This window comes from Kluyvera sp. STS39-E (genome assembly GCF_040932435.1).
GTDB lineage: Bacteria > Pseudomonadota > Gammaproteobacteria > Enterobacterales > Enterobacteriaceae > Kluyvera.
The window spans coordinates 74,471-99,783 of record NZ_JBFQGA010000011.1; the positions used below are offsets into that span (position 1 = coordinate 74,471).

General features: G+C 53.1%; 33 protein-coding genes and 1 pseudogene. 24 read left to right on the forward strand and 10 right to left on the reverse strand.

The genetic code is table 11. The features are described from left to right. Nucleotides 1-5: 5 nt before the first annotated feature. Entirely contained in the window at nucleotides 6-221 is a 216-nt protein-coding gene (locus AB4K05_RS21405; RefSeq protein WP_368481843.1) for a hypothetical protein, read from the forward strand. Nucleotides 222-266: 45 nt separating this feature from the next. Here AB4K05_RS21405 and AB4K05_RS21410 read toward each other — a convergent pair whose 3' ends face one another. The 3 genes from AB4K05_RS21410 to AB4K05_RS21420 all read right to left on the reverse strand — a co-directional run bounded on the left by AB4K05_RS21410 (nucleotide 267) and on the right by AB4K05_RS21420 (nucleotide 4,079). Next, nucleotides 267-764, reverse strand: a complete 498-nt coding sequence (locus AB4K05_RS21410) for a DUF4760 domain-containing protein (protein WP_368481903.1) — start codon at nucleotides 762-764, stop codon at nucleotides 267-269. A 529-nt stretch (nucleotides 765-1,293) separates the two neighbouring features. Further along, the gene (locus AB4K05_RS21415) at nucleotides 1,294-2,355 is read right to left on the reverse strand and encodes a phage portal protein (protein ID WP_368481844.1); all 1,062 of its coding nucleotides are present in this window, start codon (nucleotides 2,353-2,355) and stop codon (nucleotides 1,294-1,296) included. After that, on the reverse strand, nucleotides 2,355-4,079 hold the full coding sequence (locus AB4K05_RS21420) for a terminase family protein (RefSeq protein ID WP_368481845.1): 1,725 nt from the start codon (nucleotides 4,077-4,079) through the stop codon (nucleotides 2,355-2,357). Before AB4K05_RS21420 ends, AB4K05_RS21415 begins: the two co-directional genes overlap by 1 nt. Nucleotides 4,080-4,235: 156 nt before the next feature. Between AB4K05_RS21420 and AB4K05_RS21425 the strand changes: the two genes are divergently transcribed. From AB4K05_RS21425 to AB4K05_RS21505, 17 genes are all read left to right on the forward strand, one after another. Next, a complete protein-coding gene (locus AB4K05_RS21425; RefSeq protein WP_368481846.1) occupies nucleotides 4,236-5,075 on the forward strand; it encodes a GPO family capsid scaffolding protein in 840 nt (279 codons plus the stop codon). A gap of 23 nt (nucleotides 5,076-5,098) precedes the next feature. Next, nucleotides 5,099-6,184: a phage major capsid protein, P2 family gene (locus tag AB4K05_RS21430; RefSeq protein WP_368481847.1), complete on the forward strand. Its 1,086-nt coding sequence runs from the start codon at nucleotides 5,099-5,101 to the stop codon at nucleotides 6,182-6,184. Nucleotides 6,185-6,227: 43 nt separating this feature from the next. Beyond that, entirely contained in the window at nucleotides 6,228-7,052 is an 825-nt protein-coding gene (gpM, locus tag AB4K05_RS21435; RefSeq protein WP_368481848.1) for a phage terminase small subunit, read from the forward strand. 97 nt (nucleotides 7,053-7,149) lie between these two features. After that, the gene (locus AB4K05_RS21440; protein WP_032237388.1) at nucleotides 7,150-7,647 is read left to right on the forward strand and encodes a head completion/stabilization protein; all 498 of its coding nucleotides are present in this window, start codon (nucleotides 7,150-7,152) and stop codon (nucleotides 7,645-7,647) included. After that, nucleotides 7,647-7,847: a tail protein X gene (locus AB4K05_RS21445; RefSeq protein ID WP_032237387.1), complete on the forward strand. Its 201-nt coding sequence runs from the start codon at nucleotides 7,647-7,649 to the stop codon at nucleotides 7,845-7,847. The genes AB4K05_RS21440 and AB4K05_RS21445 overlap by 1 nt, the downstream gene beginning before the upstream one ends. After that, nucleotides 7,838-8,134, forward strand: a complete 297-nt coding sequence (locus tag AB4K05_RS21450) for a phage tail protein (protein WP_247799510.1) — start codon at nucleotides 7,838-7,840, stop codon at nucleotides 8,132-8,134. Before AB4K05_RS21445 ends, AB4K05_RS21450 begins: the two co-directional genes overlap by 10 nt. Further along, complete coding sequence (locus AB4K05_RS21455; RefSeq protein ID WP_368481849.1) at nucleotides 8,118-8,660, forward strand: lysozyme; 543 nt, start codon at nucleotides 8,118-8,120, stop codon at nucleotides 8,658-8,660. The genes AB4K05_RS21450 and AB4K05_RS21455 overlap by 17 nt, the downstream gene beginning before the upstream one ends. Then, nucleotides 8,657-9,031, forward strand: coding sequence for a hypothetical protein (locus AB4K05_RS21460; RefSeq protein ID WP_368481850.1), 375 nt, complete (start codon nucleotides 8,657-8,659; stop codon nucleotides 9,029-9,031). Before AB4K05_RS21455 ends, AB4K05_RS21460 begins: the two co-directional genes overlap by 4 nt. Next, nucleotides 8,982-9,203: a peptidase gene (locus AB4K05_RS21465; RefSeq protein WP_368481851.1), complete on the forward strand. Its 222-nt coding sequence runs from the start codon at nucleotides 8,982-8,984 to the stop codon at nucleotides 9,201-9,203. Before AB4K05_RS21460 ends, AB4K05_RS21465 begins: the two co-directional genes overlap by 50 nt. Further along, nucleotides 9,190-9,642 carry a phage tail protein gene (locus AB4K05_RS21470; RefSeq protein ID WP_368481852.1) on the forward strand — a complete coding sequence of 151 codons (453 nt, stop codon included), beginning with the start codon at nucleotides 9,190-9,192 and terminating at the stop codon, nucleotides 9,640-9,642. Before AB4K05_RS21465 ends, AB4K05_RS21470 begins: the two co-directional genes overlap by 14 nt. After that, on the forward strand, nucleotides 9,639-10,277 hold the full coding sequence (locus AB4K05_RS21475; protein WP_368481853.1) for a phage virion morphogenesis protein: 639 nt from the start codon (nucleotides 9,639-9,641) through the stop codon (nucleotides 10,275-10,277). Before AB4K05_RS21470 ends, AB4K05_RS21475 begins: the two co-directional genes overlap by 4 nt. Further along, complete coding sequence (locus AB4K05_RS21480; protein WP_368481854.1) at nucleotides 10,274-10,855, forward strand: phage baseplate assembly protein V; 582 nt, start codon at nucleotides 10,274-10,276, stop codon at nucleotides 10,853-10,855. The genes AB4K05_RS21475 and AB4K05_RS21480 overlap by 4 nt, the downstream gene beginning before the upstream one ends. Next, nucleotides 10,855-11,223 carry a GPW/gp25 family protein gene (locus AB4K05_RS21485; protein WP_181540173.1) on the forward strand — a complete coding sequence of 123 codons (369 nt, stop codon included), beginning with the start codon at nucleotides 10,855-10,857 and terminating at the stop codon, nucleotides 11,221-11,223. Before AB4K05_RS21480 ends, AB4K05_RS21485 begins: the two co-directional genes overlap by 1 nt. Further along, nucleotides 11,210-12,103: a baseplate J/gp47 family protein gene (locus AB4K05_RS21490; RefSeq protein WP_247799518.1), complete on the forward strand. Its 894-nt coding sequence runs from the start codon at nucleotides 11,210-11,212 to the stop codon at nucleotides 12,101-12,103. The genes AB4K05_RS21485 and AB4K05_RS21490 overlap by 14 nt, the downstream gene beginning before the upstream one ends. Continuing rightward, the gene (locus AB4K05_RS21495) at nucleotides 12,096-12,710 is read left to right on the forward strand and encodes a phage tail protein I (RefSeq protein ID WP_181540171.1); all 615 of its coding nucleotides are present in this window, start codon (nucleotides 12,096-12,098) and stop codon (nucleotides 12,708-12,710) included. Before AB4K05_RS21490 ends, AB4K05_RS21495 begins: the two co-directional genes overlap by 8 nt. Further along, nucleotides 12,700-13,764, forward strand: a complete 1,065-nt coding sequence (locus AB4K05_RS21500) for a phage tail protein (protein ID WP_368481855.1) — start codon at nucleotides 12,700-12,702, stop codon at nucleotides 13,762-13,764. Before AB4K05_RS21495 ends, AB4K05_RS21500 begins: the two co-directional genes overlap by 11 nt. Further along, the gene (locus AB4K05_RS21505; RefSeq protein WP_368481856.1) at nucleotides 13,764-14,366 is read left to right on the forward strand and encodes a tail fiber assembly protein; all 603 of its coding nucleotides are present in this window, start codon (nucleotides 13,764-13,766) and stop codon (nucleotides 14,364-14,366) included. The genes AB4K05_RS21500 and AB4K05_RS21505 overlap by 1 nt, the downstream gene beginning before the upstream one ends. On the opposite strand, the gene AB4K05_RS21510 is transcribed toward AB4K05_RS21505, so the two are convergent. Continuing rightward, complete coding sequence (locus tag AB4K05_RS21510) at nucleotides 14,338-14,766, reverse strand: tail fiber assembly protein (RefSeq protein WP_368481857.1); 429 nt, start codon at nucleotides 14,764-14,766, stop codon at nucleotides 14,338-14,340. The genes AB4K05_RS21505 and AB4K05_RS21510 overlap by 29 nt on opposite strands. 363 nt (nucleotides 14,767-15,129) lie before the next feature. Between AB4K05_RS21510 and AB4K05_RS21515 the strand changes: the two are divergent. Together AB4K05_RS21515 and AB4K05_RS21520 are read left to right on the forward strand one after the other, a co-directional pair. Further along, nucleotides 15,130-15,473, forward strand: a pseudogene (locus AB4K05_RS21515) (recombinase family protein); the annotation flags it as partial. Further along, nucleotides 15,468-15,698, forward strand: a complete 231-nt coding sequence (locus AB4K05_RS21520) for a helix-turn-helix domain-containing protein (RefSeq protein ID WP_368481904.1) — start codon at nucleotides 15,468-15,470, stop codon at nucleotides 15,696-15,698. The pseudogene AB4K05_RS21515 and the gene AB4K05_RS21520, both read left to right, overlap by 6 nt. Nucleotides 15,699-15,717: 19 nt before the next feature. Here AB4K05_RS21520 and AB4K05_RS21525 read toward each other — a convergent pair whose 3' ends face one another. From AB4K05_RS21525 to AB4K05_RS21550, 6 genes are read right to left on the reverse strand one after another with little or no spacing between them, the layout of a single operon-like run. Next, entirely contained in the window at nucleotides 15,718-16,206 is a 489-nt protein-coding gene (locus AB4K05_RS21525) for a phage tail protein (RefSeq protein WP_032174450.1), read from the reverse strand. 12 nt (nucleotides 16,207-16,218) lie between these two features. After that, the gene (locus tag AB4K05_RS21530) at nucleotides 16,219-19,191 is read right to left on the reverse strand and encodes a phage tail tape measure protein (RefSeq protein ID WP_368481858.1); all 2,973 of its coding nucleotides are present in this window, start codon (nucleotides 19,189-19,191) and stop codon (nucleotides 16,219-16,221) included. Beyond that, nucleotides 19,178-19,339, reverse strand: a complete 162-nt coding sequence (locus tag AB4K05_RS21535; protein ID WP_032174462.1) for a GpE family phage tail protein — start codon at nucleotides 19,337-19,339, stop codon at nucleotides 19,178-19,180. Before AB4K05_RS21535 ends, AB4K05_RS21530 begins: the two co-directional genes overlap by 14 nt. After that, nucleotides 19,339-19,650, reverse strand: a complete 312-nt coding sequence (locus AB4K05_RS21540; protein ID WP_368481859.1) for a phage tail assembly protein — start codon at nucleotides 19,648-19,650, stop codon at nucleotides 19,339-19,341. Before AB4K05_RS21540 ends, AB4K05_RS21535 begins: the two co-directional genes overlap by 1 nt. A gap of 50 nt (nucleotides 19,651-19,700) precedes the next feature. Next, nucleotides 19,701-20,216, reverse strand: coding sequence for a phage major tail tube protein (locus tag AB4K05_RS21545; RefSeq protein WP_368481860.1), 516 nt, complete (start codon nucleotides 20,214-20,216; stop codon nucleotides 19,701-19,703). Further along, nucleotides 20,217-21,407, reverse strand: coding sequence for a phage tail sheath family protein (locus tag AB4K05_RS21550; RefSeq protein WP_032174454.1), 1,191 nt, complete (start codon nucleotides 21,405-21,407; stop codon nucleotides 20,217-20,219). A gap of 177 nt (nucleotides 21,408-21,584) precedes the next feature. Between AB4K05_RS21550 and AB4K05_RS21555 the strand changes: the two genes are divergently transcribed. The 4 genes from AB4K05_RS21555 to pfkA all read left to right on the forward strand — a co-directional run bounded on the left by AB4K05_RS21555 (nucleotide 21,585) and on the right by pfkA (nucleotide 25,257). Continuing rightward, the gene (locus AB4K05_RS21555; protein ID WP_368481905.1) at nucleotides 21,585-22,694 is read left to right on the forward strand and encodes a phage late control D family protein; all 1,110 of its coding nucleotides are present in this window, start codon (nucleotides 21,585-21,587) and stop codon (nucleotides 22,692-22,694) included. 38 nt (nucleotides 22,695-22,732) lie between these two features. Beyond that, nucleotides 22,733-22,987 carry an ogr/Delta-like zinc finger family protein gene (locus tag AB4K05_RS21560; RefSeq protein ID WP_032174455.1) on the forward strand — a complete coding sequence of 85 codons (255 nt, stop codon included), beginning with the start codon at nucleotides 22,733-22,735 and terminating at the stop codon, nucleotides 22,985-22,987. Between the two features lie 215 nt (nucleotides 22,988-23,202). Further along, on the forward strand, nucleotides 23,203-24,096 hold the full coding sequence (gene fieF / locus AB4K05_RS21565; RefSeq protein ID WP_368481861.1) for a CDF family cation-efflux transporter FieF: 894 nt from the start codon (nucleotides 23,203-23,205) through the stop codon (nucleotides 24,094-24,096). Between the two features lie 198 nt (nucleotides 24,097-24,294). Next, on the forward strand, nucleotides 24,295-25,257 hold the full coding sequence (pfkA, locus tag AB4K05_RS21570; protein WP_368481862.1) for a 6-phosphofructokinase: 963 nt from the start codon (nucleotides 24,295-24,297) through the stop codon (nucleotides 25,255-25,257). The last annotated feature ends 56 nt before the right edge of the window (nucleotides 25,258-25,313 follow it).

Consider the following 25,313-nt stretch of genomic DNA (forward strand, 5'->3'; position numbering starts at 1 on the left):
GTAAAGTGAAAGCAAGTTATATCAGTTACTTTGAAGGCTGTAATGCGACAGGTCATGTTGTTTTTGCTGGTAATGGATCAGCCACGGTTGAGTATGATGATGGTGATTGCGTTGATCCGGGTGGGTTTCTTGATAGTCATAGCGCCGCGCTTTTGAAAGTGGCTCAAGCGAAGAACCCTGGCGTTGTGGTCGTTTATGTCAAAAGCATGATGAAGCTCTGATATTGAAAAAGCCGCCTTATTGGGCGGCTTTTTCTGTAATGGAAGTTACTTATTTTTTTTCAGTGGGTTCGCTTTCCATCGCTTAACTAGCCACTCGAATTCTTGATAGGTGGTGTCTGAGTTAATGTGTTCTCTGATGGCTTTGATTAGCGGTTCGGCAATATCAAACGTTTCAATTACAGTGTTGTAAGATGTGCGTTTGATCATCTTCTCGTTATAGATGCCCTCGCGAATACTTACCGCTACCCTTTCGTAAAAGTTCAGGATGTACTGAAATTTTCGACGCTCAAGCATTTCATCTTCAGTGATTGCACCGCCATTGCATGGGAAAACATAAGCGCGAAAAGATTTTCCTGAACGATGCACCTGTTTTAAAACGTGGAGCGACTCTAGGTATTGCGCATCTTGACGGCTTTCAAACAGAAAATTTGCGGTCTGCGTTTTCTTTGCCGTTCGAACGTTGTAGATAATCGTTACGATAGCGGCAACAACACCGAGAAAAACAACGGCGCTGCTAATGATGGAAAGTGTGTTTGCGTCGATAGTCATCAAATTTTATCCATAAAAAAGGCGGGGTAAAATCCCCGCCTCGTAGAGGTCATGCGGCTTAGAAGCCGTCAAATTCATCAAACATATTTTTCATAACCAACCTCCTCAGATTCGGTACTCACCACTTTTAGTGGTTTTATGTGACAAAATTACCTCAAAGGTAATGGGTAGTCAAATAAACGGTCACTTTTTTACCCGCACAATAGTGCGCAAATTTGCACAAAAAAATTATCACTGATTTTGGGCGATAACGCCTGTAGTTCTGCTGGCTGGGCGTGGATCTGCAAGTGCACGAAAACACGCGTGATCGTTGCGCGCAGGTGACGGGGGGAAAGCCCGCGCGGCAGGGTAGGTGGGGGGGTGCCTCAAATATAGGAAAATTGGCGCAATTCTGGCGCGTTGCTGCGTTCTGTGTGTTGTGTGCGGGTAATGGCGTGTTTAGATTATGGGGCGCTTAGAATGGCGCTGGCGCGCCGTGTGTTGATGTGAGGTGGAGATCGCCGCCGGGGTGGCGGCGGTGTGGTTATTTGATGGATTCAAGCAGGGCGTAAGGTCTAAAGCGGATCACTTCTTCGCCAAGCCAGTCGTTGACGTGCTTCAGCGCTTCCATTGCTGGCATTAGTTCGTTGATGGCAAACACGCGCGCGGCTTTCTCCACATCACCGAATGAGCCGTTGCCGTCCGGCATGGCCCCCATCAGTTGCGGTGGTACGCGGTGAGCGGCAAGGATGTCATCACGCGTAGCTGATTTGATATTTAAAAACTCATCCTTTGCAGATATCTGGCTGAAGGGCATCAGTTGTACCCCGTCTTTGCCGCCGCCTGGGGCGTGGATCACTACGTTCTTAAATGCGCCTTTGTTCCTGGCTCCTGCCAGCGTTTGCTGTATCTGTTTTACACCGGCGTCATCTACCTGTGATGTGCCGATGTAAAGAATGCAGCCAGCATGAGATCCGTTCTCATAGTACATTTTGCGAAACATATCCGCCGAGTGTGACAGGCTGGCTGACAACAGGGCACCCATATATTCCGGCATCCCGTAAATCTCCTGATGAATATCGGGGTTCAACACGTGGCAAACTGAGCCGGTTTCAAAGGGGCATTCGTCTTTCCACTGTCTGATAAACCAGTATGTGTCTAGGTCGGTGCCGCGCCGGGTGTACTTCGCCGGGCAATGGCGAAGCGGTAGCCGCCCGCCTAGCCGGTTCTTTCGTTCTTCAAGGTAGAAGTTGCCAAACACAAACCAGTCAAGCGCCAGGGCGGAGAACGTCTGGCGAGACAGTAGCGGGTGTGGAATAAAGCATCCCGCCAGCGCGTTGCGCTTGAAATACAGCGCTGACTGGTGCCAGGACGCTTTGCCGAATGAGCGCGCAAGTCCGTACCAGTCTACCGGCGTTTCGTAGTATCTGCCGTTGTCGGCGCAATACATATTGTCGAGTAGGTCGTAAGCGTCAGTGACCTGGTATGGCCCGTCAAAGGTGAAGGCGCTGAGGGCGGGATCGCGCTTCAGTGCTTCGCCAATATCAGTCTGCGGCGCGCTGTCAGTGAGCATAGTCAGGCCGCTTTCATGTGTTGCTGTGTTCATTAAAACTCCATAACGAAACTACTGCCGCCGCCGTTCTCGCGTCCAAGCGGCTCGTTGATGACTGCCAGCATATTTGCCCAGGCCAGGTCGCCGTGGCTGACGCCGCGCGCGCGATCGGTGTCATAGGTGATTTGTCCGCCGGCAGTGGTGATTTTTCTGACAGCGTTGAATGCTGAAACTAACGCCTGTTCACTGCGGTCATACTCCCAGCGGCCCGCGCGGATCACCTGCTGCATTTTGAGTACCAGGGTGCGCTTTGATGACAGCGACATGATGAAGCAGACAGCAGCCGGAAAGAATTTTTTGACCAGTTGCCAGACCGCTTCACCGATGCCGGTACCGTCAATTGCGATATGTCGGACGTTATATTTCATCGTCAGGTCTTCGATCACTTTGGCCTGTTCTTCAAACTCCATTCCGCGTAGCTGTCGCGTCTCTATCGTGCGGAACTTGCCGCCACTGACAAGGGGAGGGGCAACCACGGAAACAGCGCCGCTGTCACCGTTGCCGCTGCTGCCGTTGGCGTCGTAGCCTATCCAGACCTCGCGATCGCCCAGCGGGCGGGGTGCGTAGGGTTTCCAGTCCTGCCAGTCGTCATAACCGTCCGCACCACACGACAGTAGCTGGTTGAGTGAGAAAACAGCTTCGCCTTCTTTGACGAACTCACACATGTACAGGTTTGTGTATTCGTCCGGGGTGTTTTCGTCCTGGATTTCTTCCAGATCGGTGAACTCCCAGCCGTGGTCGATCACGTCCTTCAGGGTGACAATTTGCCGCCAGGTTTTGTCCGGGCACAACAGGCCGCTGTTTAGCGTTTTCCAGCTTGTGTCGAGGTCTACCCGGCTGGACTTGGCCCGCTTCTCATTCCAGCGCTTGCCCGTCCAGAAGGGGTAGGCTTCGTGGCTTTCGCTCGATGGCGTTGAAAAGTAAGTGCGCGTAAGCCCTTTCAGGGTTGCCATAGCGCCAGCCACTTTGCGAAGGTTGGCAAAGTTGCCTACCCAGAAAAATTCATCAAAAAACAGGTTGCCGGTGTAGCTCTGCGCGGTAGCGGCAGACGTGCCGAGAAAATGCAATTCAGCCCCGTTAGACAGCAAAATTTTGTCACCGCCCTTTAGTTCTACGTCTACCTCTTCGGCAATCTTCTGAATGAATCCCCGGAACTGGTGCGCCTGGCGGCGTGACGCGGACAGAAAAATCTGGTTGCGTTGGTATCCGTGCTTAACGTCATCCCGCAGCGCCTGTAATAGCGCTTCGCGGGCAAAATACCAGGTTGCGCCAATCTGGCGACTTTTCAGGATCATGCGGTTTCGTTGCTGGCGCTGTTCAAACCATCCCTGCTGATGCCAGGCCAGAGAGTCCTGAATTTTTTCCCGCAGCGCGGCGATCTGCGCTTCGGTGAAGTGGTTTTTCTTCTTGCCCGCGCGCGCTTTCTTGAAGGGTTGCGCCGGTTGGCCTTCTGCCAGCTTCTTCACCTGGCGCGTGAGCGCGTCGATTTCCTTCAGATCGCCGCCGGTCTTTGTTGGTTTCATCGCGATTTGGCATAACCGGGCATCAATAGATTGTGTGACGCGCTGAATCGCGGGCGTTTCGTCCCATTCGTCGCGCTTTTTCCACGAATAAACCGTGTTCTGACTGATACCCATCAGGCGTGCGATCTCTGCTGGCGGGTAGCCCTGCCAGTAAAGCTGCTTTGCTCTCTGTCTTACAAATGCGTCCTGGATCATGCGGTGTCCTCTCGTTTCGATGGAGAGATTAACCCGCGCGCGTGGGCCGTTCCCGCTGTTTGGGTTGTGGGCCGTCTCTGACAACTAAAACGCGTTGAGACAATGACTTAGCAACTGACATCATGGAAAAACAGAAACCAACCGGCAGGAAATAACATGAGTGAATCCAGCAAGCCAACCCGGAAGAAATTCCGTGTTGCTGTCTCAGGAACGACCGTCGATGGTCGTGAAATTAGCGGGCAGCACCTGAAGGATGCAGCGGCGAACTACAGCCCCAGCGTCTACAAAGCGCCAGTGAACATGGAACACTATTTGTCACCTCTCCCTAGTAGCGAATTTAGCGCTATGGGTGAAGTGGTATCGATGAGCGCCGAAGACATCAAAGAAGGGCCGTTGACCGGACGCGTTGCCCTTTATGCCGAAATTGAACCTTCCGAGCGAATGAAGAAGCTCACCGATGAAGGTAAAAAAGTACATACCAGTATTGAGCTTTATCCGCGTTTCGCCTTAAACGGCGGGCCTTACGTGGCGGGCATTGCGATGACTGATACTCCCGCAAGCCTCGGAACTGACCGCCTGAAATTCACCGCTGAGCAGCGCGCTCAGGTTATGAAATTCAATAACCAGCAGGGCGAAGCGCCGATGATTACCGATGTCATTGAAGCGGACGTTGTCGAACTGGCGGAACAGCGCGGTGATGAAGGTAAACAGTGGTTTAGCCGCGTAATGGGCATTCTGACCAAAAGCCATAAGACGGAAAGTGAGCAATTCAGCCAGGTTCGCGAAGTGGTTGAAGGTGTCGCCACGTCTCAGGCTGACCTTATCGATCAGGTGGTGACGCTGACAAGCCAGCGCGCTGACGACGCAAAGGAAATTCAGAAGCTGACCAGTGAGCTGACCGACCTGAAAACCACGCTGGCTAAACAAGATGCCAGCACCTTCAGCCGCCAGCCCGCACAGGGCGGTAACACCGGCGTCGAACAGGCCGATTACTAACCACGCAAGCGAGAATAAAACACATGGAAAACAGTACCCGCGTACTTTTTAACGGCTATATCGATCGCCAGGCCAATTTAAGTGGCGTTCGTGCAGATGATGTCGCCAAGTCCTTCAGCGTTGAGCCGTCCGTGCAACAGCGCATGGAAAAGGCATCAATGGAAAGTGATGATTTTCTGAAGAAAATTAACGTCTTTCCGGTAAAAGCCCAGGAAGGCCAGAAAATCCTGATCGGTAGTAAAGGCCCGATCGCCAGCACCAATAACAGCAGCGATGGTTCGGCCCGCCGTAACCCTGTAGACAATTACTCTAAAGAGTCGAGCGACTACCGTTGCCGCAAAACAAACTACGACTCCGCTGTGAGTTATTCGCAGTTGGACGCCTGGTCTATGCAGCCTAATTTCCAGTCATTGATCAGCGAAGCAAACGCCCGCCAGATTGCGCTGGACCGCATTATGATTGGTTTTAACGGTACGTCTTACGCGGATGTGTCTGACCGTGCAGCCAATCCACTGTTGCAGGATTGCGGCGTTGGCTGGCTTCAGAAAATCCGCAATGACGCCCCGCACCGCATCATCAGCAAAGTCACGCTGACTGCGCGCGATGAAGATAACAAAATTGTCGCCAAAGGTACTTATGGCAACCTGGACGCGGCTGTTTTTGACGCCAAAAACACGCTGTTGGATTCGTGGCACCGCAAAGCGCCTGATCTGGTTGTGATCCTGTCTTCTGATCTGTTGACCAGTAGCTATTTCCCGAAACTGAACGCCCTGAGCCAGACCAACCCGAACAGCGAATTGATCGCGGCACAGTTGATTGTGTCCAGTGAAAAAGTTGGCGGTCTGCCGGTGGTTTTCGCACCGTACATGCCTGATGACTGTGTGCTGATCACGTCGCTGAAAAACCTCTCTGTGTATTACCAGTTGGGCGCACTGCGTCGAACCATCAAAGAGGAACCGCAATATAACCGCGTGGCTAACTACCAGTCCTCAAACGATGACTTCGTTGTAGAAGACTACGGCAAATGCGCATTCATTGACGGGATCACCTTCGCGGAGGCCGCCCCGGCATCGTTATCCGTAGAGCCTGACGAGAACGCGGGCGCGTAACTGCAATTGCGGGCGCATATGCGCCCGCCACCTGGAGACAAAAATGTTAACCCCAGCGCAAAAACACTTTCAGAAAGTGATGGCTGATCGACGCGGAGACAGTGCTGCACAGCATAGCGTTGTGCGCACCGCGCATGAGCAAATTTTGCATCGTCTACGCCTCGATCAGGCCTCTCTTAAAGCGGTGCAGTCCACTGAAACAAAAGCTGTGATGAAGCGTGACATGTTGCCGGGCTACCAGGGCTGGATTGATGGGACTCTGGAGGGCGACAGCGGGCGACAGGATGAAGTGATCACCACGATGATGCTGTGGGCGATTGACTGCCAGGACTACCCGCAAGCGCTGAAGATTGGGCGCTATGTGGTGAAGCATGGCCTGTCTATGCGTGACGACTTCAAACGTACTGCGCCGGTGATGCTGGCTGAAGAAATCAGCAATCAGGCGCTGAACGTGGCGACGACTGACGCTGAGGCGGATATGTCGGCTTATATCACCGTGCTGGATGAACTGGCGGAGATTGTCGCCGGGGCTGATATGCCGGACGAAGTGCAATCCAAGCTCTGCAAGGCCCGCGCCTTCTCACGCCGTGGAACGGCTGACAATGAGACAAAAGGCGAAGCGCTAAAACTGTTTCGCCGCGCGACAGAGCTGAACCCCGCAGCGGGCGTGAAACGTGAAATGCAGTCTATTTCACGCGAACTGAAGAAGCTGGCGGCCCCGCAACCGGAAGCGACAGCACAACCGGAGCCTGTGCCGGTTGTCGCAGAGAAGAAAACCAAACGTAAGCCGAGCGCGGATAAAGCTGAGAAACCGGCAGCAAAAAAACGCGCACCGCGTAAAACGGCGAAAGATAAAAAAGAATCTTAACGACTTCGGCCCCGACCGACAGGAGGCACGCGCGGAGATCTGCCCGTAACTGGTCTTTTCACCGCGTGTCCACCTCCTGACTTTTTGAGGAGCGCTCATGAGTAGCCTGGTTGCTACAAAAACGCCGTTTCCGCCTGGCAGTGACGTAACTGATGTTGATGACGGTGATTCCACGGTAACGGCGGGAAGTTTCTGGCCTGTCATTAACCTGAAGGATTTGCGCCTTGCCGCGCGTATTACCGGCGGCGTCACTACTTCGCGACTGATGCACGTCACTACTGAGGCCGTTGCACATGTCATTGAGCAGCTTGAAGAGTGGCAGATCAATCAGCAGGGGCTGGGCTATGAGGCGCTGAAGAACGTGCCCGCCGTGGAGATAAACGGCGAGAGCGTGAAGGTGTACCGCTACCGTCGCGCGGTTTATTCCATTGCCCGCGCCCTGGTGATTGAAGGTTATCGGGACGTTGATACCACGCCAAAAGGCGACAAAGACGCCGCCGCGCTGGATTTGCAACGCGAAGATCTCTGGCGTGATGCGCGCTGGGGTATTGCAGACATCCAGCGCAAGCCGCGCGTTTATGCGGAGTTGTGCTGATGAAGGTCACCGCGTTACAGGGCGATACGCTGGATCAGCTATGCCACCGGCACTACGGAAAAACCAAAGGCGTTACTGAAGAAGTATTGACCGCCAATCCGGGCCTGAGTGGACAGGTTTTTTTAAACGCAGGGCAGGTGGTTGAAATGCCGGACATTGATACCCAGCCCGCACAAGAGATGGTGCAGTTATGGAGTTAAATTCGTTTCACCGGCTGTGGGACTGGATCACCTGGGTTTCTTCATCCATCAGCGTTGGTGTTGGTGTGATGACGTGGAATGAAAAACTGGGGGTTGCCGGTCTGGTTTTGGGTGTCCTGTCCGGCTGGCGCGCCTGGGTACATCGTGCGCGGGTGGAGAAGGCACAGGCCCGCCGAAACTCGCTGATTGAGCAAATTCTTGATCAGGCCGAGCGCCGGGGGCTTACCGATTTTGAGCGGGTGAGGCTGGCGCAATTCCAGGCGGGTGACGATGAAGACGGTTATTAAGCGTTGTTCTATCGCCGTTATTGTTGCTCTAGGCTTATCAATGTCGCCCGATGCGCTGAGAACGTCGCCGGAAGCACAGCAAAAAATAGCCTCCTGGGAAGACTGCCGTAACACGCCTTATTACTGCACCGCCGGAGTGTTGACCGTGGGGATCGGCTCCACCGGTAGTGTGGAAAAACGCGAGTACAGCAACGCTGAAGTAGCGCGCCGGTGGGTTAGTGATATGCAGCATTCTGAACGCTGCGTAAATCAGAACTTCAACGGCGAAGCGATGCCGCAAAAGGTGTTCGAAAGCATGGTTGATGGTGGGCTGAATGTGGGTTGTACGGGCTTGATGTGGTTTACCGATAAGCAGGGTCGCAAACAGCGCACAACCATCTGGAAAAATGCCCAGGCTCACAACTGGGGCGGCGTCTGTGATCGTCTAACTGACTTTGTAAACAGTGCCGGTAAGCGGTCGCAAGGGCTGGTCAATCGGCGCACTGACTTTCAGGCGTGGTGCAGGATGGATGCGGGGGCGCAATGAAATCAATTTTATGGGGTTTGGTGCTAACCGCTCTTACTTACGGGGCCGGGTATTACCGGGGATATACAAGCGACGTGGCGGATGACAACGAACAGAAGTTACAGCGCATGTTTAATGAAAGTGAAGCCGTGATAGGCGAAATGCGTGATCTGTCTGCTGATGCGCGAGCGGTGCTGGCAGAGGCCAAAAAAGCGAATCAAACACGCAACCAGGCGGGTGAAGAACGCCGTAAAAACATAACTGAGGGGATGCGTGATGATTCGTGTGCCAGTGCTCTTGCTCCTGTTGCTGTCAGTGATGGGTTGCTCAGAAAAAATCAGAGTGCAAACGCGGCTGATTCACGAGCCGATACCGGAAAGCCTGACCGATGAAACGCCCACGCCGGTGCTGAAAAAGCCGGTGACGTGGGGTGGTATTGGGATTTGGGCGGATCAGTTGCATGACGCGCTTGATACCTGCAATGCGGATAAAAGTGATATCCGGGCGCTAAATCTGTTGCGCCTGTCGCGCCAGAAGGGAGGGGAACCACATGCTGAAAATTAACTCATTGCGTAGCGCGCTCACCAGGGCTAATCCGTGGTGTCGTGCCAACCCTGAAGCCTTCAGCGTTTTTATTGAATCCGGGCATGTTGAGACGACCGGCGAAACGGCTGACTTTGTTTACGCCTATACGTTGTGTCTCTTTGTGATGAATTTTGCCGGTGATCTGGATGATTTCACGTTACCGCTGATGGCCTGGCTGTGGCAGGAACAGCCGCAACTGTTGTTGAACCCGGAGAAGAACAAAGAAATTAAGTTCACAACGGCAATCAATAACGACGACACCGCCGATCTCTTCTTCGAGTTGCCCATTAACGAGCGCGTGATCGTGTCTCGCAATGAGGCTGGAAAGTTAACTGCTGAACATAAGCCAGAGCCACGCCCACGCATGGTGCCGGAGTGGGGCGCGATGTTTAGCGCGCCGGGGAGTGACAGTCAATGAATGCCGGTGATGTTCACGCGCTGGATCAATATTTTGCCGACATCCTGGCGGGCGTGTCATCCAGCGGGCGGGCCAGAACAGCGCGCGCCGTGGGTAAGGTTTTGCGGATTAGCCAGCAGCAGCGCATCCGCGCACAGCGCAACCCGGACGGAAGCCAGTACCCGTCACGCCGTCGTAAAACGCTGCGCACCCAGCAGGGGATCGCTTTTATCTGGGAAGGGCAGTTGCGCCGGTTGAAAAACTGGCACAGCGGGCGCGGTAAGTACGGGCGGACTATTACCGGATTTGATGAAGACCGTAATGAGATCCGCACGTTCTACCGTGCCGATATTGAGCGCTATACGGAGATTAATACCCGCGCGGGCCAGCGCCCAAAAGTGGTTAAAGCTCCGATGTTTGTAAAGCTGAGAACCGCCCGCTTTATGAAAGCGAAGTCATCCAGTGAGGGGGCTGAAGTGGGTTACAGCGGTATGGCGGCCCGTATCGCCCGCATTCATCAGTACGGGTTGCGTGAGCAGGTGGGGCCGGGGTCGTTTGCGAAGTATGCGCCGCGTGTCCTGTTGGGGATTTCTAAGGCCGATGAAGTGCTGATCCGTAGCGCGGTGATTAACAGCCTGGGGAGTGCCGGGGCATGAGTGCCGAACTGTTGCGCCTCCTGTCTAACGTGCTCCGCGTAGGCGTGGTTTTTGCCATATCGGAAGATGGCAAGAGTGTGCGGGTGCAGAGCGATGATTTGCAGACAACCTGGCTTCGCTGGACGACGACGCGCGCCGGTGCTTTTAAATTCTGGTGCCCGCCATCGCTTGGTGAGCAGGTTTTGCTGGGATGTATGGGCGGCAATCCTGAAACAGCCGTTGTGCTGGGTAGCCTCTACAGCAACGACAACGACGCCCCCGCCAGCAGTCTGATGCAGATGATGATCACAGCACCTGATGGGGCTGAATTTAGCTATGACGCGAAGGTGGGCGCACTGAGTGCCGGCGGCATGAAAACCGCCACTATCCAGGCAGCAACGAAAGTCACGCTTGATGTGCCAGAGGTGGAATGTACCAACCATCTGAAAGCGAAAACCTTTGATTTCACTGAAGGCGGCAAGATGACCGGCGATGTAAATCACAGCGGCGGCGCACTGAAGTCAAACGGCGTCCAGGTTGATGATCATGACCACGGCAAAGTGCAGCGCGGCGATGCATGGACGGAGGGTATTAAATAGTGACGGCGAAATATACGGGAATGAACCAGGGCGGCACAGGGACGGTTTCAGATAGCGATCACCTGTGGCAATCCGTGAAAGATGTCTTGCTGACGCCGCTGGGGTCACGCGTCATGCGCCGCGCCTACGGCAGTTTGTTACCTGATTTGCTGGACGCGCCGAAAAACGAGACAACACGCCTTCAGCTAATGAGCGCCACGGTGATTGCGCTGACGCAATGGGAACCACGGATAGCACTTAACCAGGTCGATATTACGTATTCAGACGCCGGGGCCGTGACGGTTGAGTTAAGCGGATTGGTTACCACAACAATGCAGCCGGTAAGCGGCGCGGTAAAAGTGAAGGAGTCAGGCAATGGCAACGGTTGATTTATCTGAACTTCCACCGCCGGAGATTATCGCGACGCTGGATTATGAAACCATTCTGAGTGATGTCATGGCGATGATCATTGCCGCATACCCGGAAGAAAAACAACCGGCAATAGCGGCGGCAATGGCGCTGGAGTCAGAACCCCTGACCGTGATCGCTCAGGTGTTTTCCTACCGTGAATTGATGTTTCGACAAACGATCAATGACGGTGCTGGCGCTTGTATGTTGAGTCACGCCAACGGCGGCAATCTGGATAACCTGGTTGCCAATAACAACACAGTTCGCCTAGTGGTTACGGAGGCGACAGATACAACAGATGCGGTAATGGAAAGTGATGCCGCGCTGCGCTTACGGGCACAATCGGCATTTGAAGGGTTAAGCGTTGCTGGGCCTACCGGCGCTTATGAATATTTTGCTAAAAGCGCATCGGGGAAAGTTGCTGATGTTAAGGCGTCAAGTCCGGCACCGGCTGAAGTTGTCGTTTCTGTGCTCTCTGCTGAGGGTGACGGAACGGCTTCAGACGAGCTGATCGCAACGGTCAATGCAAAGTTATCAGACGAGAGTATTCGCCCCGTTGGTGACCGGCTGACAGTCCAGAGCGCTGAGATTATCAGTTATGACATCAATGCAACGCTGTATCTCTACCCTGGCCCAGAGTCAGAACCCATTGTGAACGCTGCTGAGGCGTCGTTGCAGAAGTGGCTCAAAAGCCAATGGCGGATCGGGCTTGATGTTGCCAGGTCTGCAATTCTGGCGGCGTTACACGTGCAGGGCGTGCAGCGTGTGGAACTGGATTTACCTGAACGGCTGATTATCAGCGATACACAGGCGGCGCGGTGCGCTTCGGTCACCATCACGAGAGGCGGAACCGATGAATAACAGTCTGTTGCCACCTTCAGCCAGTGATTTTATGCGCGGTGCCGAGGCCGCAACCTGGCGCGTGAGTGATTTACCCGTAGACCTGAAAACGCTGTGGAACCCTGATGAATGCCCGGTTGCTTTACTGCCTTATCTGGCCTGGGCGTTATCGGTTGATCGCTGGGATAAAGGCTGGTCAGAACAGACAAAGCGACAGGTGATTAAATCCGCCTGGCTGGTACACCGGCAAAAGGGAACTATTGCGGCGCTGCGCCGTGTCGTTGAACCGTTCGGCTTCCTGATAAAAGTCGTTGAATGGTGGCAGAACGGAGGCGAGCGGGGAACATTTCAACTTGAAATTGGCGTTTCTGACTCAGGGATTACAGAAGAAACCTATCTCGAGCTTGAGCGCCTGATCGCTGATGCAAAACCATGTTCACGCCACCTGACCGGTCTTGCAATCAGTATGCAGGCTAAGGGAGAGGTATACGCCCACGCCGGGTGTTATGGCGGTGACGTGATGACTATTTATCCCTATATGCCTGAAGCCGTAGAAGTCAGTGGCGGGTATTTTTCCGGGGGCGCAATTCATATTATTGATACGTTAGAGGTAACAAATGGCGGCTAAATTCTTTGCTCTGCTGACTAATCAGGGGGCGGCAAAATTATCAAATATGGCTGCGCTGGGTGAGAAGTTAGAGATCACTTCGCTCGCAGTTGGTGACGGCGGCGGCATATCTCCAACGCCAAACCAGGCACAGACAGCGCTGGTTAACGAGGTACGCCGCGCCCAGCTTAACTCGCTGTCAGTGGACGATAAAAACGCCAGTCAGATTATTGCGGAACAGATTATTCCTGAATCCTCTGGCGGGTGGTGGATTCGTGAAATCGGACTCTTTGACGCTGATGGTATCTTGATCGCTGTGGCTAACTGCCCGGAGACGTACAAGGCCACAACAGAGGAAGGATCAGGCCGTACGCAGGTTATCAGGATGATGCTCACGGTATCGAGCACAGACGCCGTTACCCTGAAAGTTGATCCATCGGTTGTGCTGGCAACCCGGCAGTATGTTGATAGTGCTGTTATTGAGGTGAAAACCTATACAGACAACGCGATGAAAAAGCACGTTGCCGCTGCTAATCCGCATAGTCAGTACCTGTTGATTGAAAATGCCCTTAAAGAATTAGCTGAGGCCGGGTTGGTTGGCGATGTTCTCAAAAGCCTTGGCTTGGGAGAAGGCTCTGCATTACCGGTTGGGGTGCCTGTTCCGTGGCCTTCAGTCACTCCGCCAACAGGCTGGCTGAAATGCAATGGTGCGCCTTTTTCTGCCGAAGAGTATCCGGAACTGGCAAAAGTTTATCCGACAAATGAATTGCCAGATTTACGTGGTGAGTTTATTCGTGGCTGGGATGACGGGCGCGGTATTGACGCGGGGCGCGAAATTCTGTCTGCTCAGGGGGATGCTATTAGAAATATTACAGGCTGGTTTGGTGCGCACAGCACAGTGGTGGCTAAAGCTCCGTTTGTTAAATTTTCTGCGCCGGAAATATCAGAAAATATCGGGGTTGGAGGGGGGAGTACGCGAAACGCTATCAAAATTGATTTATCGTTATCGGTACCCACGTCAAGCGAAAACCGTCCACGCAGTATCGCATTTAACTTCATCGTGAGGGCCGCATAATGACACAGGCAAAATTAAACAGTGAATTTATTGCCACAGTAGCGGGTGATATTACCGTCTATAACTATGACAACACGACACGGGAATACATTTCATCATCAACAGAATATCTTGCCGTTGGCGTCGGTATCCCGGCATGTTCTTGTTTAGATGCACCAGTTACACATAAAGCTGGTTATGCAATCTGCCGTTCTGCAGATTTTAACTCATGGGAATATGTGCCAGACCATCGCGGTGAAATCATCTATAGCACCGAAACAGGAGAATCGAAAGAAATCACAGATCTGGGTGATTACCCTGAAAATACAACCACTATCGCCCCGTTAACGCCATACGATAAATGGGATGGTGAGAAATGGGTGACGGATACCGAGGCACAGCATAGTGCCGCAGTAGACGCGGCAGAAGCACAGCGTCAGTCACTGATTGATACTGCAATGGCTTCCATTAGTCTGATTCAACTGAAATTGCAGGCCGGGAGGAAGCTGACGCAGGCAGAAACAACCCGCCTTAACGCCGTGCTTGATTACATTGACGCGGTGACGGCAACAGATACCAGCACCGCGCCGGATGTCATCTGGCCTGAACTGCCGGAGGCGTAGGCCATTCAATATCGGGTGCTGTTGAAGTATCAACACGCATCAGCAGCACACGGTATTTCTTCCATTCGGTGAGAGTTGAAGTTTCTTCATCAGTTGCGATATCAGCATCAACAGCATCCTGACGCCAGGATATTTCACTGTCAGCTTTTTCCCGTAATTGGGATTTTTGAACTTCAGCAATAGCTATTAATTCCTTTTTGGTCGGCTGAGGAATATCTATCAGTGCTGGTTTTCCATTCAGTGTTCCAATCTGTTTTCCTGGTGGAATATCCGTAAATAACTTTTTATGTTCTTCCTCACTGACTATTACACCATCATCAGGCCACAGACCTGATACCTCAAATTTTTCTTTCTCCGATATGGGGAAAAAGCCATTTGCTTTAGCGCTCCATACGTACATATCAATACCCCACCGCTATAATGTCCACATTAAATCCCCCGGGACCTGCCTGCCAGATGCTGGCCCCTGTTAATGATTTTGTTTGATGAACAACCGCCACATTTGCTGGCGATTGTGTTTCAGTTGTTACAGTACCGATATCATTCCAGTTAATTGAGATGGAATAGTTCGTTGTTGTAAACGACCGGGGGAAAGTTATGTGTCTTACATTGGTGCCGACAGGAAATCCAAGATAAGCACGCTGAATTATCATTCCTCCAGGTAACATAACCCAGTTAGCACCTTCTCCAAAACCAACGTTTAAGAAAATGCGAATTTGCGCCCTGACTGGCATCATCCCGGCTTTTGCATGAGGGAAAGTCGATGCAGATTGGCTATGTGCGCGTATCAACAAATGACCAAAACACCGCATTACAGCGTGACGCGCTGGAACGGTCGGGATGTAAGCTGATATTTGAGGATAAAATCAGTGGTAAAACATCAGATAGGCCGGGGCTTAAGAAGCTATTAAAAAACCTGTCTCCGGGGGATACGCTTGTTGTGTGGAAGCTGGATCGGCTTGGGCGCAGTATGCGGCACCTGGTTGTACTTGTGGAGGAGTTGCGCCAGCGATCGGTAAATTTCCAAAGCCTGACAGATAGCATTGATACATCAACCCCGATGGGGCGCTTTTTCTTTCATGTTATGGGGCGCTGGCTGAAATGGAGCGTGAATTGATTGTTGAGAGGACGCGAGCGGGCCTGAAGACTGCTAGGGAACAGGGGAGGATTGGCGGGCGTCGCCCAAAGCTATCTGATGATCAATGGGCGCAAGCGGGGCGGTTGATTGCTGCCGGTGAGACTCGCCAGCGGGTTGCCTTGCTTTTTGATGTCGGGATATCGACGTTATATAAAAAATTCCCCGCCACTGTGAAGGTTGAGACGGGGAAATGAAAGCCAGTAATGCAGTTGTTTAGAATAGGCTTGATGCAGCGGCGCTGATATTATTCAGTGCTGAGTTGGCTGTGTTTTGCAGGTTGCCGAGTAAATCACTCACTGATGAAGACTGGAGGCTTTCGCGCAGGTCTTCATCCTGCCTTTGAAACGTGATCGTAAACTCTATTTTCTTCGGCTCCCCATACTGGTCAAATTCAGTATCGGTGGTCTGAAGCTGTGTTATCGAATACATGCCATAGATCCGCCCGGTGCCGCTGATAAGAGGCCAGGGGCGTCCGGTGTATGCCTGTGTATCGAGCACAGTTAGACTCACCTTGCCGCCGGTCACTGATGGGTACAAAACGCCGGATAGGGTGATTTGATCATCACCCGCGCCAATGTATTGCCACTTTGCCGATCGGTTTATGCGTTCGTTCTTCACATGCCGCCAGGTCTTAGACTGCTGTAACTGTTGGTGGGGAACGGTTTTTAACTCAAAGACGAACATTCCGTAAACCATCATCATTGTTTTGCTCTCCTATTCATTGTCACTGAAGCTGCTACGTGAGCGGAAGCGCTTATTAAATTCTGCCTGTACTGCGTCGGCGGTCATGCGCGCAATGTCGCGGGCGTCGTTGCTGAAATTGCCGTGCATATGAATGTGAATATGCATTTCATCAGGCGTGGTGTTTTGCGCCGATCTGCTGATTTGTTTACTGGATTGTCCGCCAATAGCCTGTATTTCAGCCGCCGGTTTAATCGGGGCTGATGCCGCTGCGATAACCGGTCGCCCGCTCAGTTGGGTCAGGTTAGCGCCTTGGGTTGATTGTGCTTCCTGCCATGCGCCGTGGACGGCTAATGCGCGGGGCAGGTTTTTAAACACGATATCGCCGGGGCCGATCCGTTTTTTGGTTTCATCCAGCATCCCGCCGGTGTTGTCGGCAATTTTCTGTAAGCGTCGTTGTGTTCCTGTATCTGCGGCAATCACCGGTGATGGCGGTGCGATAGGTGGTGCGGTCACCGCTTTTACATCACCAGTGAGCGCGCCAACTTTGTCCTGCAGCATAGCCAATCCTGCCGGTGTTAGTTCCTTCTGTAACTTCTCAGCTTTTGCTTTTGCTGCTTCAATCCCGGACGGAATCAGCCCCAGCTTTTCAAGTATCCATCCAACCATTTTGGCTAGCCCGGTCAGAGGCAACATTAACCCCTGAATTGCCAAGCCAAACACTTTGCCGAATGTCTCCCCAGCGCTTGCGCATTTATCAAGCGTCTCTTTGCTGGTCGTCATTGGTGAAAGCAGGTTGCTGAACCACTGCCACAATTGTGAAACGGCATTCGAGATCACATCAAAGACGGGGGCCAGCCCGGCAAAGGCATCCCGGAACGGTGTAAGCGCCTGCATCACACCGGCAAAGAAGCCCGCAAAGAAGGCTTTGATCGGCTCCCAGAATCGCCATATAAGCAACCCTGTGGCAATGAAGGCCGCGCCAATCAGCCCGATCGGACTTAACAGCAATGATAGCGTGCCGCCGAGCATTGAGAGGGCCGAACTAGCGATCCCCATGATTGCCGGTATGCCGGTCAGGCGGAGCAGTAGACTACCAAGCCCTTTTACAATTCCGCCCAGGGCGGCACCTGGCGAGATAAACGCGGCGGCAAGCAGCCCGCGCAATGGGGCAAGCGCGCCAGCCAGTTTCCCGGCGTTGCCGGTCATGCTACTGAAGACGATGCCCCAGCCCCGGACACCGCCAAGCGGCCCGGATATAACGCCAGACATGCGGCTGAACAGTGTCACCGCGCCACCCAGCCCGCTCCCGCTGGTTAGCAGGGTAAAGCCGAGTTGAAGTTTTGCCAGTGGCCCCAGAAGTAAGCCAATAGCCAGGGACGTTGCGCCAATCCCGGCGGTGAGGGCCAGCGCGCTGCCGCCAACAGCCAGAAGGGTTTTTGATAGCTGCGGATTCTTATTCGCCCATTCAGTCATCACGCCGATCGTGCCGGTCAGTGTCTGGGTGAGTTTTCGCAGTGCGCCGTCCGCCAGTTCTTCAATCTGGATGCGGAATGCTTCCCAGGCGCTGTCGAGTTCTTTCAGATCGCCGCCGAGGTTGTCAGCCATTTTTTTTGCGACGGTAGCGGATTCACCGGCAGCGCCCTGAAGTTCTTTTGTGAGCTTTTGTAGTTCTCCCGAACCTGCTGCCTGTACCAGTGTCTGAAGGCCCACAAAGGCCTCTTCACCGGCGATATTTTTGAAGAAAGATACCTGATCAACCTGCCCGTATTTCTGCGTGGCTTTGAAAAGGTCTAACAGTACCGTTTCCATCGGGCGCATTTTCCCGTTGGCGTCGGCAACCGACACGCCTAGCTCTTTCAGGGCATCAGCGGCGGCTTTTGGTGGTGAGGCAAGACGGGATAGGCTGGAACGCAATGCTGTACCCGCGTCACTGCCGCGCAGACCGTTATTGGCAAGCATACCCGCCATCGCTGAAGCCTGTTCAAGGCTAATCCCCAGATTAGCCGCCACCGGCCCCGCGTATTTCATTGTGTCACCCAGGGCGCGCAGGTCGGTATTGGTACGGGTAAAAGCGGCGGTTAACGTATCGCCAACCCTGTCCATCTGATCTGATGACAGCTTGAATTGGGTCAGGATGTTTGAACCGATATCAGCGGATTCACCCAGATCCATGCCACCGGCTAGCGCCATATTCAGAACGCCAGGCAACGCGGCCTGAATTGACTGTGGTGTAAAGCCAGCCATTGCTAAGAAGGCTTGCCCGCTGGCGGCGTCTCGCGTGGTAAATGCGGTTTCAGCGCCCAGTTTTTTGGCCTGGGCGCGGAGGGCGGCAAATTGTTCATCGCCTTTGTCCAGGCGGGTCAGTGCGCCTACGCGCGACATTTCCTCATCAAAACCAACAGCAGGGGCCAGGAAGCGTCCGGCGGCGTAACCCGCCCCCGCGCTTGCGCCAACTGCCATTGCGCCGCCGGAGCGTAATTTGCCCGCTGTGGTGCTCAGTCGGTCGTAACGGGCGCGCGCATTGGTCACGGCGGCAAGTTGTCGCCGTTCTCTCTCAAGCGTCTGGTTGTATTGCTCAGTGCGTCTGATGGCGCTTTGAATTGTGCGATCACCGCCAGCCAGCGAGACGCCGTGCGCGCGCAGTGCCTGGGATGCTTGCTGGAGTTTTGCGGTTTCCTGTGACCGGCTGGCATTCAGGCGATCAAGTTTTGCCGCCAGCGCTGTCATGCGCTCGCGCTGTGCGTCGGTCAGAACGGTGCCGGTCTTCTGGGCTTTATTCAGGCCGTCAAAAGCGCGCTGTGTTGTGGCGAGTTGCTGGGATGTCTTTTTAACGCGCTCATTCAGGCGGTTGAATGCCTGGGATTGCGTTTCCAGATCCTTGATAGAGGACTGTGTCTTTTTGAGGGATTCTGATAAGCCGCCCACTGAGTTGCGGGCGGCATTTACCGGGCGGGTTAACTTATCAATCGCACTGAAGGCAACGCGAATATTAAGGTCTTTCATCTTCACTGTTTCCGCTTCGGATAGCCGCCCGTTCACGCCAGGCTATCACCTCACTCAGGGACATAGTGAAAACCTCTGAGGGCGGCCAGTTGAAAATAACTGCAATGTCAGCAACCAGATCATCGATCAGGTCAAAGTGGGGTGCGATTACTCGCTCTCCGTCTCCGTCTCGCTCTTCGTGCCAGGCTCCTTCGGTGCTAAAAAAGGCGTTAGCACCTCACAAAGTTCAACAAAGTCAGACGTTTCCATTTCGCTGATTTCTTTGAGCTTCAGGCGTGGGGAGGTGCAGCGGGTTAACAGGGTGCTGATGCTGTCCACGTCCATATTCATGACGTTCACCAGGCGAAGGCCGCGCAGGGTGCCAGCCTGTTTTACTTCGTCAGTGATCGTGATGGTTTTGATTTCGTTGCCGTCGCGGGTAATCGGGCGGGTCAGTGTTACGGTGTTTTGTTCGGTCATCGTTTTAATCTCCGGGCGGCATCACCACGATGCCGCGCCTGTAGTGGTTGTTAGCTACCCATGCCAAGCGCAGACATCACGCGGGAAGGATAAATATTTTCGCCGTTGCGTTTGTACACGAAGTTCAGCAGGTCGATTTCCCATAGGGGTTTATCGTCAATTGACAGCTTGTAGTACGTGTTTTTAATGGCGTAGGTCACGGATGTGTCTTCACCCTGTTTGCTTTCGCCGCCGTCGATTTCAGTGAACTTGCCGCGCATTTCCACATCAACGATCTGGCTCTCGCCAGACGTGTAATACTCCCCTGTAAAGCGGATTAGCGTACCGTCCAGATCGCCGCCGTACTCCAGAAGCAGTGCCTGAACCAGACCGCCAACAACCATCGTTGCATCAAGTGCGCCGCTATCCAGTCCGAGATCGACGGCAACGGAACCAATCATGCCGCCGCCCTGGTAGTCTTCCGTTTTCCGGGTCAGTTTTGGCAGCGTCACAGATGTCACTTTGCCGATATTGTTTACGCTATTCACGAAGCAGGTGAACAGCCGCAATTTTGCTGGAATCGCCATTTAGTTACTCCCCAGAGACGAAAACGCGCCTTCAAAATATTCATCGGTGAACGTCTGGATCAGCGTTAAATCTTCCATTGGCGGCACTGGCGTGTACTTGTAACGGATCGCCACTTTTCCCTGAATCAGGTTTGCGGTCGGGTTGTCCACAATGTCAAACCACGCCTCCGCGCCAAGCAGCTTGCCAGCGGTCACAAGTGCGCTGAGTTTCTTGTTAATTGCACTCACCACGTCTTTCACGTTGGTTGGGGTAAGTGGCCCGTCAACGGTTTCAAACTGTGCCTCTGCGATGGTGTCCGCTAGGATTTGCGCCGTACGGGTGTACACCTCAAAAGTAAATTCATTGGTGTCAGTGGTACGGTTGCCCCAGAAGCGGAAGCCGTTACGCTTGATGATGGTGGTGATTTCATCGTTGTTCAGTGTCTGGGCGTCGCTGTCTTCAGCCTGGAGTGCCCAGAAAACGTCCTTCGACATGCCAAGCACGTTACTGACGGCGATGTTAGACAGAGAGCGATGCCAGCCGTATTGGTTGTCAATAAACGCGCGCAGCCCTACCGCATAGGCTGGGGCGGGAAACTCTTCATTTGCCCCAGACACCTGGTTATAGGCAATGTAGTTAGGCCAGATCAGCATGAGTTCACGTGATGCGAAGGTTTCACGATATTGCCGGGCCTCTGCCAGTGTGTTGCAGCCGTTACAGCCAGCATAAACAAAGGCGCGAAGCTGTTTGGCGATCACGCAAAGCTGTGATGTTACTTCTTCGGTATCGTATTCCGGCACTGCCAGGACGCGCGGGCGATATCCCGTTTTTTGTTCGGCGGTCAGTAGCGCATACATGCCGGTGTAGTTACCGTCAGCATCAGAGCCACCAATAATCAACTGCGACTGTGTTTCCGCTGTTTTCCCTTCCTCCGGCGGTTTAGCCGTGGCAACACGAACAACAATGATTTTCGCGCTTGCCTGGTCTGAAATAGCTTTCAGTGTTTTGTACAACGTCCCTGTTTTCCCTGCCTTGCCGAGCATCGACTGAGGCCGCGTGATAAGCGTTGGGATGTTAAGTGGGAAAGCGTCTTCGTCTGCGTCATCAGCGACGACAATCACGCCAATGACGCTGGAGTCAATGTCGTTAATTACCCTCGTGATGTCGGTTTCTTCTTTGGTGCGAGCACCGTGAAAACGTGTCTCAGACATGTTTGTCACCATTACGTTTTGTTGAGTTCGCCACCATGATTGCTGATTGACGTAACGGCTTCACGCCTTTCTGGTTGTGCTATCTCTCTGACAACTAAAACGAATTCTCCCACGCGCGCCCGCGTGGAATTATTCAGCAAAACGGGAGGGTATATGAGTGTTTCAGTGATCAGCAGTATGATTTCGGGCGCGGCTGGCGGTGTCGATGACATCCTGACTGAGGCGTTAAAAATACCAGCATTCAGCGTCCGGCAAGGCGGGAAGGTGTTAACAGAATTATCAGATCGCGTGATATCCATCAGCCTGACGGACAACCGGGGTTTTGACGCCGATCAGCTGACATTAGAGCTGGATGACACTGATGGAAGCGTTGCTCTTCCGCCGCGTGGCGCTGAGTTGTCTTTTTGGCTGGGGTGGATGGGTGAAGCGCTGGTTTATAAGGGCATCTACACGGTTGATGAAGTGGCGCACGACGGGCCGCCCGACCGTATCACCGTGACCGCCAGAAGTGCAGATTTCAGAGAAGAGTTTAACGTTAAGCGTGAAGTCTCCTGGCATGATGTGACTGTGGAGCGGGTTGTGTCTGCTATCGCAAAACGGTATGACCTGATGCCGCAAATCAGCGATATGTTGATGGATGTGGAAATTGACCATGCCGATCAGACTCAGGAAAGCGATATGTCATTTCTGACCAGAATGGCGGAAATGTTAGGGGCCATCGCCACGGTAAAAAATGGAAGTCTGCTGTTTATCGTGCCGGGTGGTGGTTTCACTGCATCAGGGAAGGCTATTCCGTCGATTGCCATCACTCGCAGCAGTGGAGACCGGCACCGCTTCCGGGTTGCTGATCGTGACGCTTATACCGGCGTCCGCGCGTACTGGCTTGATCTGAACTACGGGAAAAAGAAAAAGGTTAGCGTTCATCGCCGTGCTACAACGAAAAAAAAGGATAAGAGCAGCAGCAGGGAAGGTGACTACATTGAAGGCGCTGAAGGTAACGTTTTTATTATGCGTAAAACCTTCCAGAACGAAGAAGCCGCCAGGCGCGCAGCGGCGGCAAAGTGGCAGCAGTTACAGCGCGGCGCGGCGGAGTTTTCGATCACCCTGGCGCGCGGGCGTGCGGAGTTGTACCCGGAAATGCATTCGACGGTGACCGGTTTTAAGGCAGATATTGACGCCCAGGACTGGATAATCAGCAAGGTACAGCATGACGTTGATAGCAATGGATTTACTACACAGCTTAACTTTGAAGCAAAAATATCTGACTGGATCGCAGAAACTGAATAGAATGGCGATGAGTTCAACTCCCCAGGGGAGTCACCATTATGTTCAGATGCCCACATTGCGGCGCTACGGCCCGCACACGTACCAGTAAGCCACTAAACGAAGAGCAAACCATATACAGGCAGTATCACCAGTGCCAGAACATGGAATGCGGATTGTCATTCACCACGCTTAACAGCGTTGAAAAGATAGTCACTAAACGTGAGCGCCGCGAAGAGTTATCCCCTGATTTTATCCCTGCCGGTGTTTTTCCTGCCTCGCATTACGGACGCGATCAGCTAAATTTAGCGATATAATGAAGGCCCCGCAGACGCGGGGCTTTTTTTCGATGTGGACGATGTGTGGACATCATATGAAACAAATCCTTTTGTTTCATGAGGTTATGGCGATAAATAAATCACCATCCCTGTCTTCCCCCACATGATGTGGGGGTTTTTTTTGTCTTAAATTCGTCACCGCGCACCCCTCATACATTCCGCTATACTACGCAGATCTGAAGGCGGGAGTGTTTATGAATCAAACTTATGGCCGACTGGTCAGTCGTGCGGCGATTGCGGCAACGGTGATGGCATCGCTGCTGCTGGTGATAAAAATTTTTGCGTGGTGGTACACCGGTTCGGTCAGTATTCTGGCGGCATTGGTGGATTCTTTGGTGGATATCGCCGCCTCGCTGACCAACCTGCTAGTGGTGCGTTACTCATTGCAGCCGGCGGATGAAGAGCATACTTTCGGCCACGGAAAAGCCGAATCGCTGGCGGCGCTGGCGCAAAGTATGTTCATTTCAGGATCGGCATTGTTCCTGTTTTTAACCGGCTTTCAGCATTTGGCTCGGCCTACGCCAATGAGCCAGCCTGGCATTGGCGTAATAGTTACGGTGATTGCGCTCATTAGCACATTGGTTCTTGTTACGTTTCAGCGTTGGGTGGTAAGAAGAACGCAAAGTCAGGCCGTACGTGCTGATATGCTTCATTATCAGTCTGATGTTATGATGAACGGTGCGATTCTTGTTGCACTTGGCCTCTCCTGGTACGGCTGGCATCGTGCGGATGCGCTGTTTGCATTAGGGATTGGCATCTATATTCTATATAGCGCGCTACGCATGGGGTACGAAGCGGTTCAATCGTTATTAGACCGTGCGTTGCCCGATGAAGAACGACAGGAAATTTTCGACATCGTGAACGCCTGGCCTGGCGTAAGCGGTGCTCACGATCTCCGAACGCGGCAGTCAGGGCCGACCCGCTTTATTCAGATCCATCTGGAAATGGAAGATAACCTGCCTCTGGTTCAAGCGCATTACATCGCGGACCAGGTTGAGCAGGCCATTTTGCGTCGCTTCCCAGGGTCCGATGTGATTATTCATCAGGATCCCTGCTCTGTTGTCCCGCAGGGAAACAGAGGAATTTGAACTTTCGCAGTGGTTGTACAAAACGTGAGCTGGACTGGCATTATTTGTATAAATAACCGCCGTTTAGCCTGACCTGAATCAATTCAGCAAGAAGCGCTTGATATACTATCTCTGTATAGAGTCGTTCTCTCCCGTTATATTTGGGAGCGCTTCGGGCAGAAGAATTAATTTTTAGCATTCCTAAGTTCAGAGGTAGTCATGATTAAGAAAATCGGTGTGTTGACAAGTGGCGGTGATGCGCCGGGCATGAACGCCGCGATCCGCGGTGTTGTACGCGCGGCGTTGACGGAAGGTATTGAAGTCATGGGTGTTTATGACGGTTACCTAGGCCTGTACGAAGACCGTATGGTTCCGCTAGACCGTTACAGCGTGTCCGACATGATTAACCGTGGCGGCACATTCCTAGGCTCCGCGCGCTTCCCGGAATTCCGCGATGAAAGCATTCGCGCAGTGGCTATCGAAAACCTGAAGAAACGCGGTATTGATGCACTGGTTGTTATCGGCGGTGACGGTTCTTACATGGGCGCCGTACGTCTGACCGAAATGGGCTTCCCATGCATCGGTCTGCCGGGCACCATCGATAACGATATCAAAGGTACCGACTACACCATCGGCTTCTTTACGGCGCTCAGCACCGTGGTAGAAGCGATTGACCGTCTGCGCGACACTTCTTCTTCCCACCAGCGTATTTCTGTTGTTGAAGTGATGGGGCGTTACTGCGGCGATCTGACTCTGGCGGCAGCAATTGCAGGCGGCTGTGAGTTTATCGTGGTGCCGGAAGTTGAATTCAAGCGTGACGATCTGGTTTCTGAAATCAAAGCGGGCATCGCCAAAGGTAAAAAACACGCGATTGTGGCGATCACCGAACACATGTGTGACATCGACGAGCTGGCGCACTTCATTGAAGCTGAGACGGGCCGTGAGACGCGTGCAACCGTTCTGGGTCACATTCAGCGCGGCGGCTCCCCGGTTCCTTACGACCGCATCCTAGCGTCCCGTATGGGCGCATATGCGATTGAACTGCTGCAGCAGGGCTTCGGCGGTCGTTGCGTCGGTATTCAGAACGAAAAACTGGTTCACCATGACATCATCGACGCTATCGAAAGCATGAAGCGTCCGTTCAAAGGTGACTGGCTGGAATGCGCTAAGCAGCTGTACTAATTTGCCACTTGCCCGGAAACGGGCAGATGACGAGCAAAAAAAAGCCTTCTCAATGA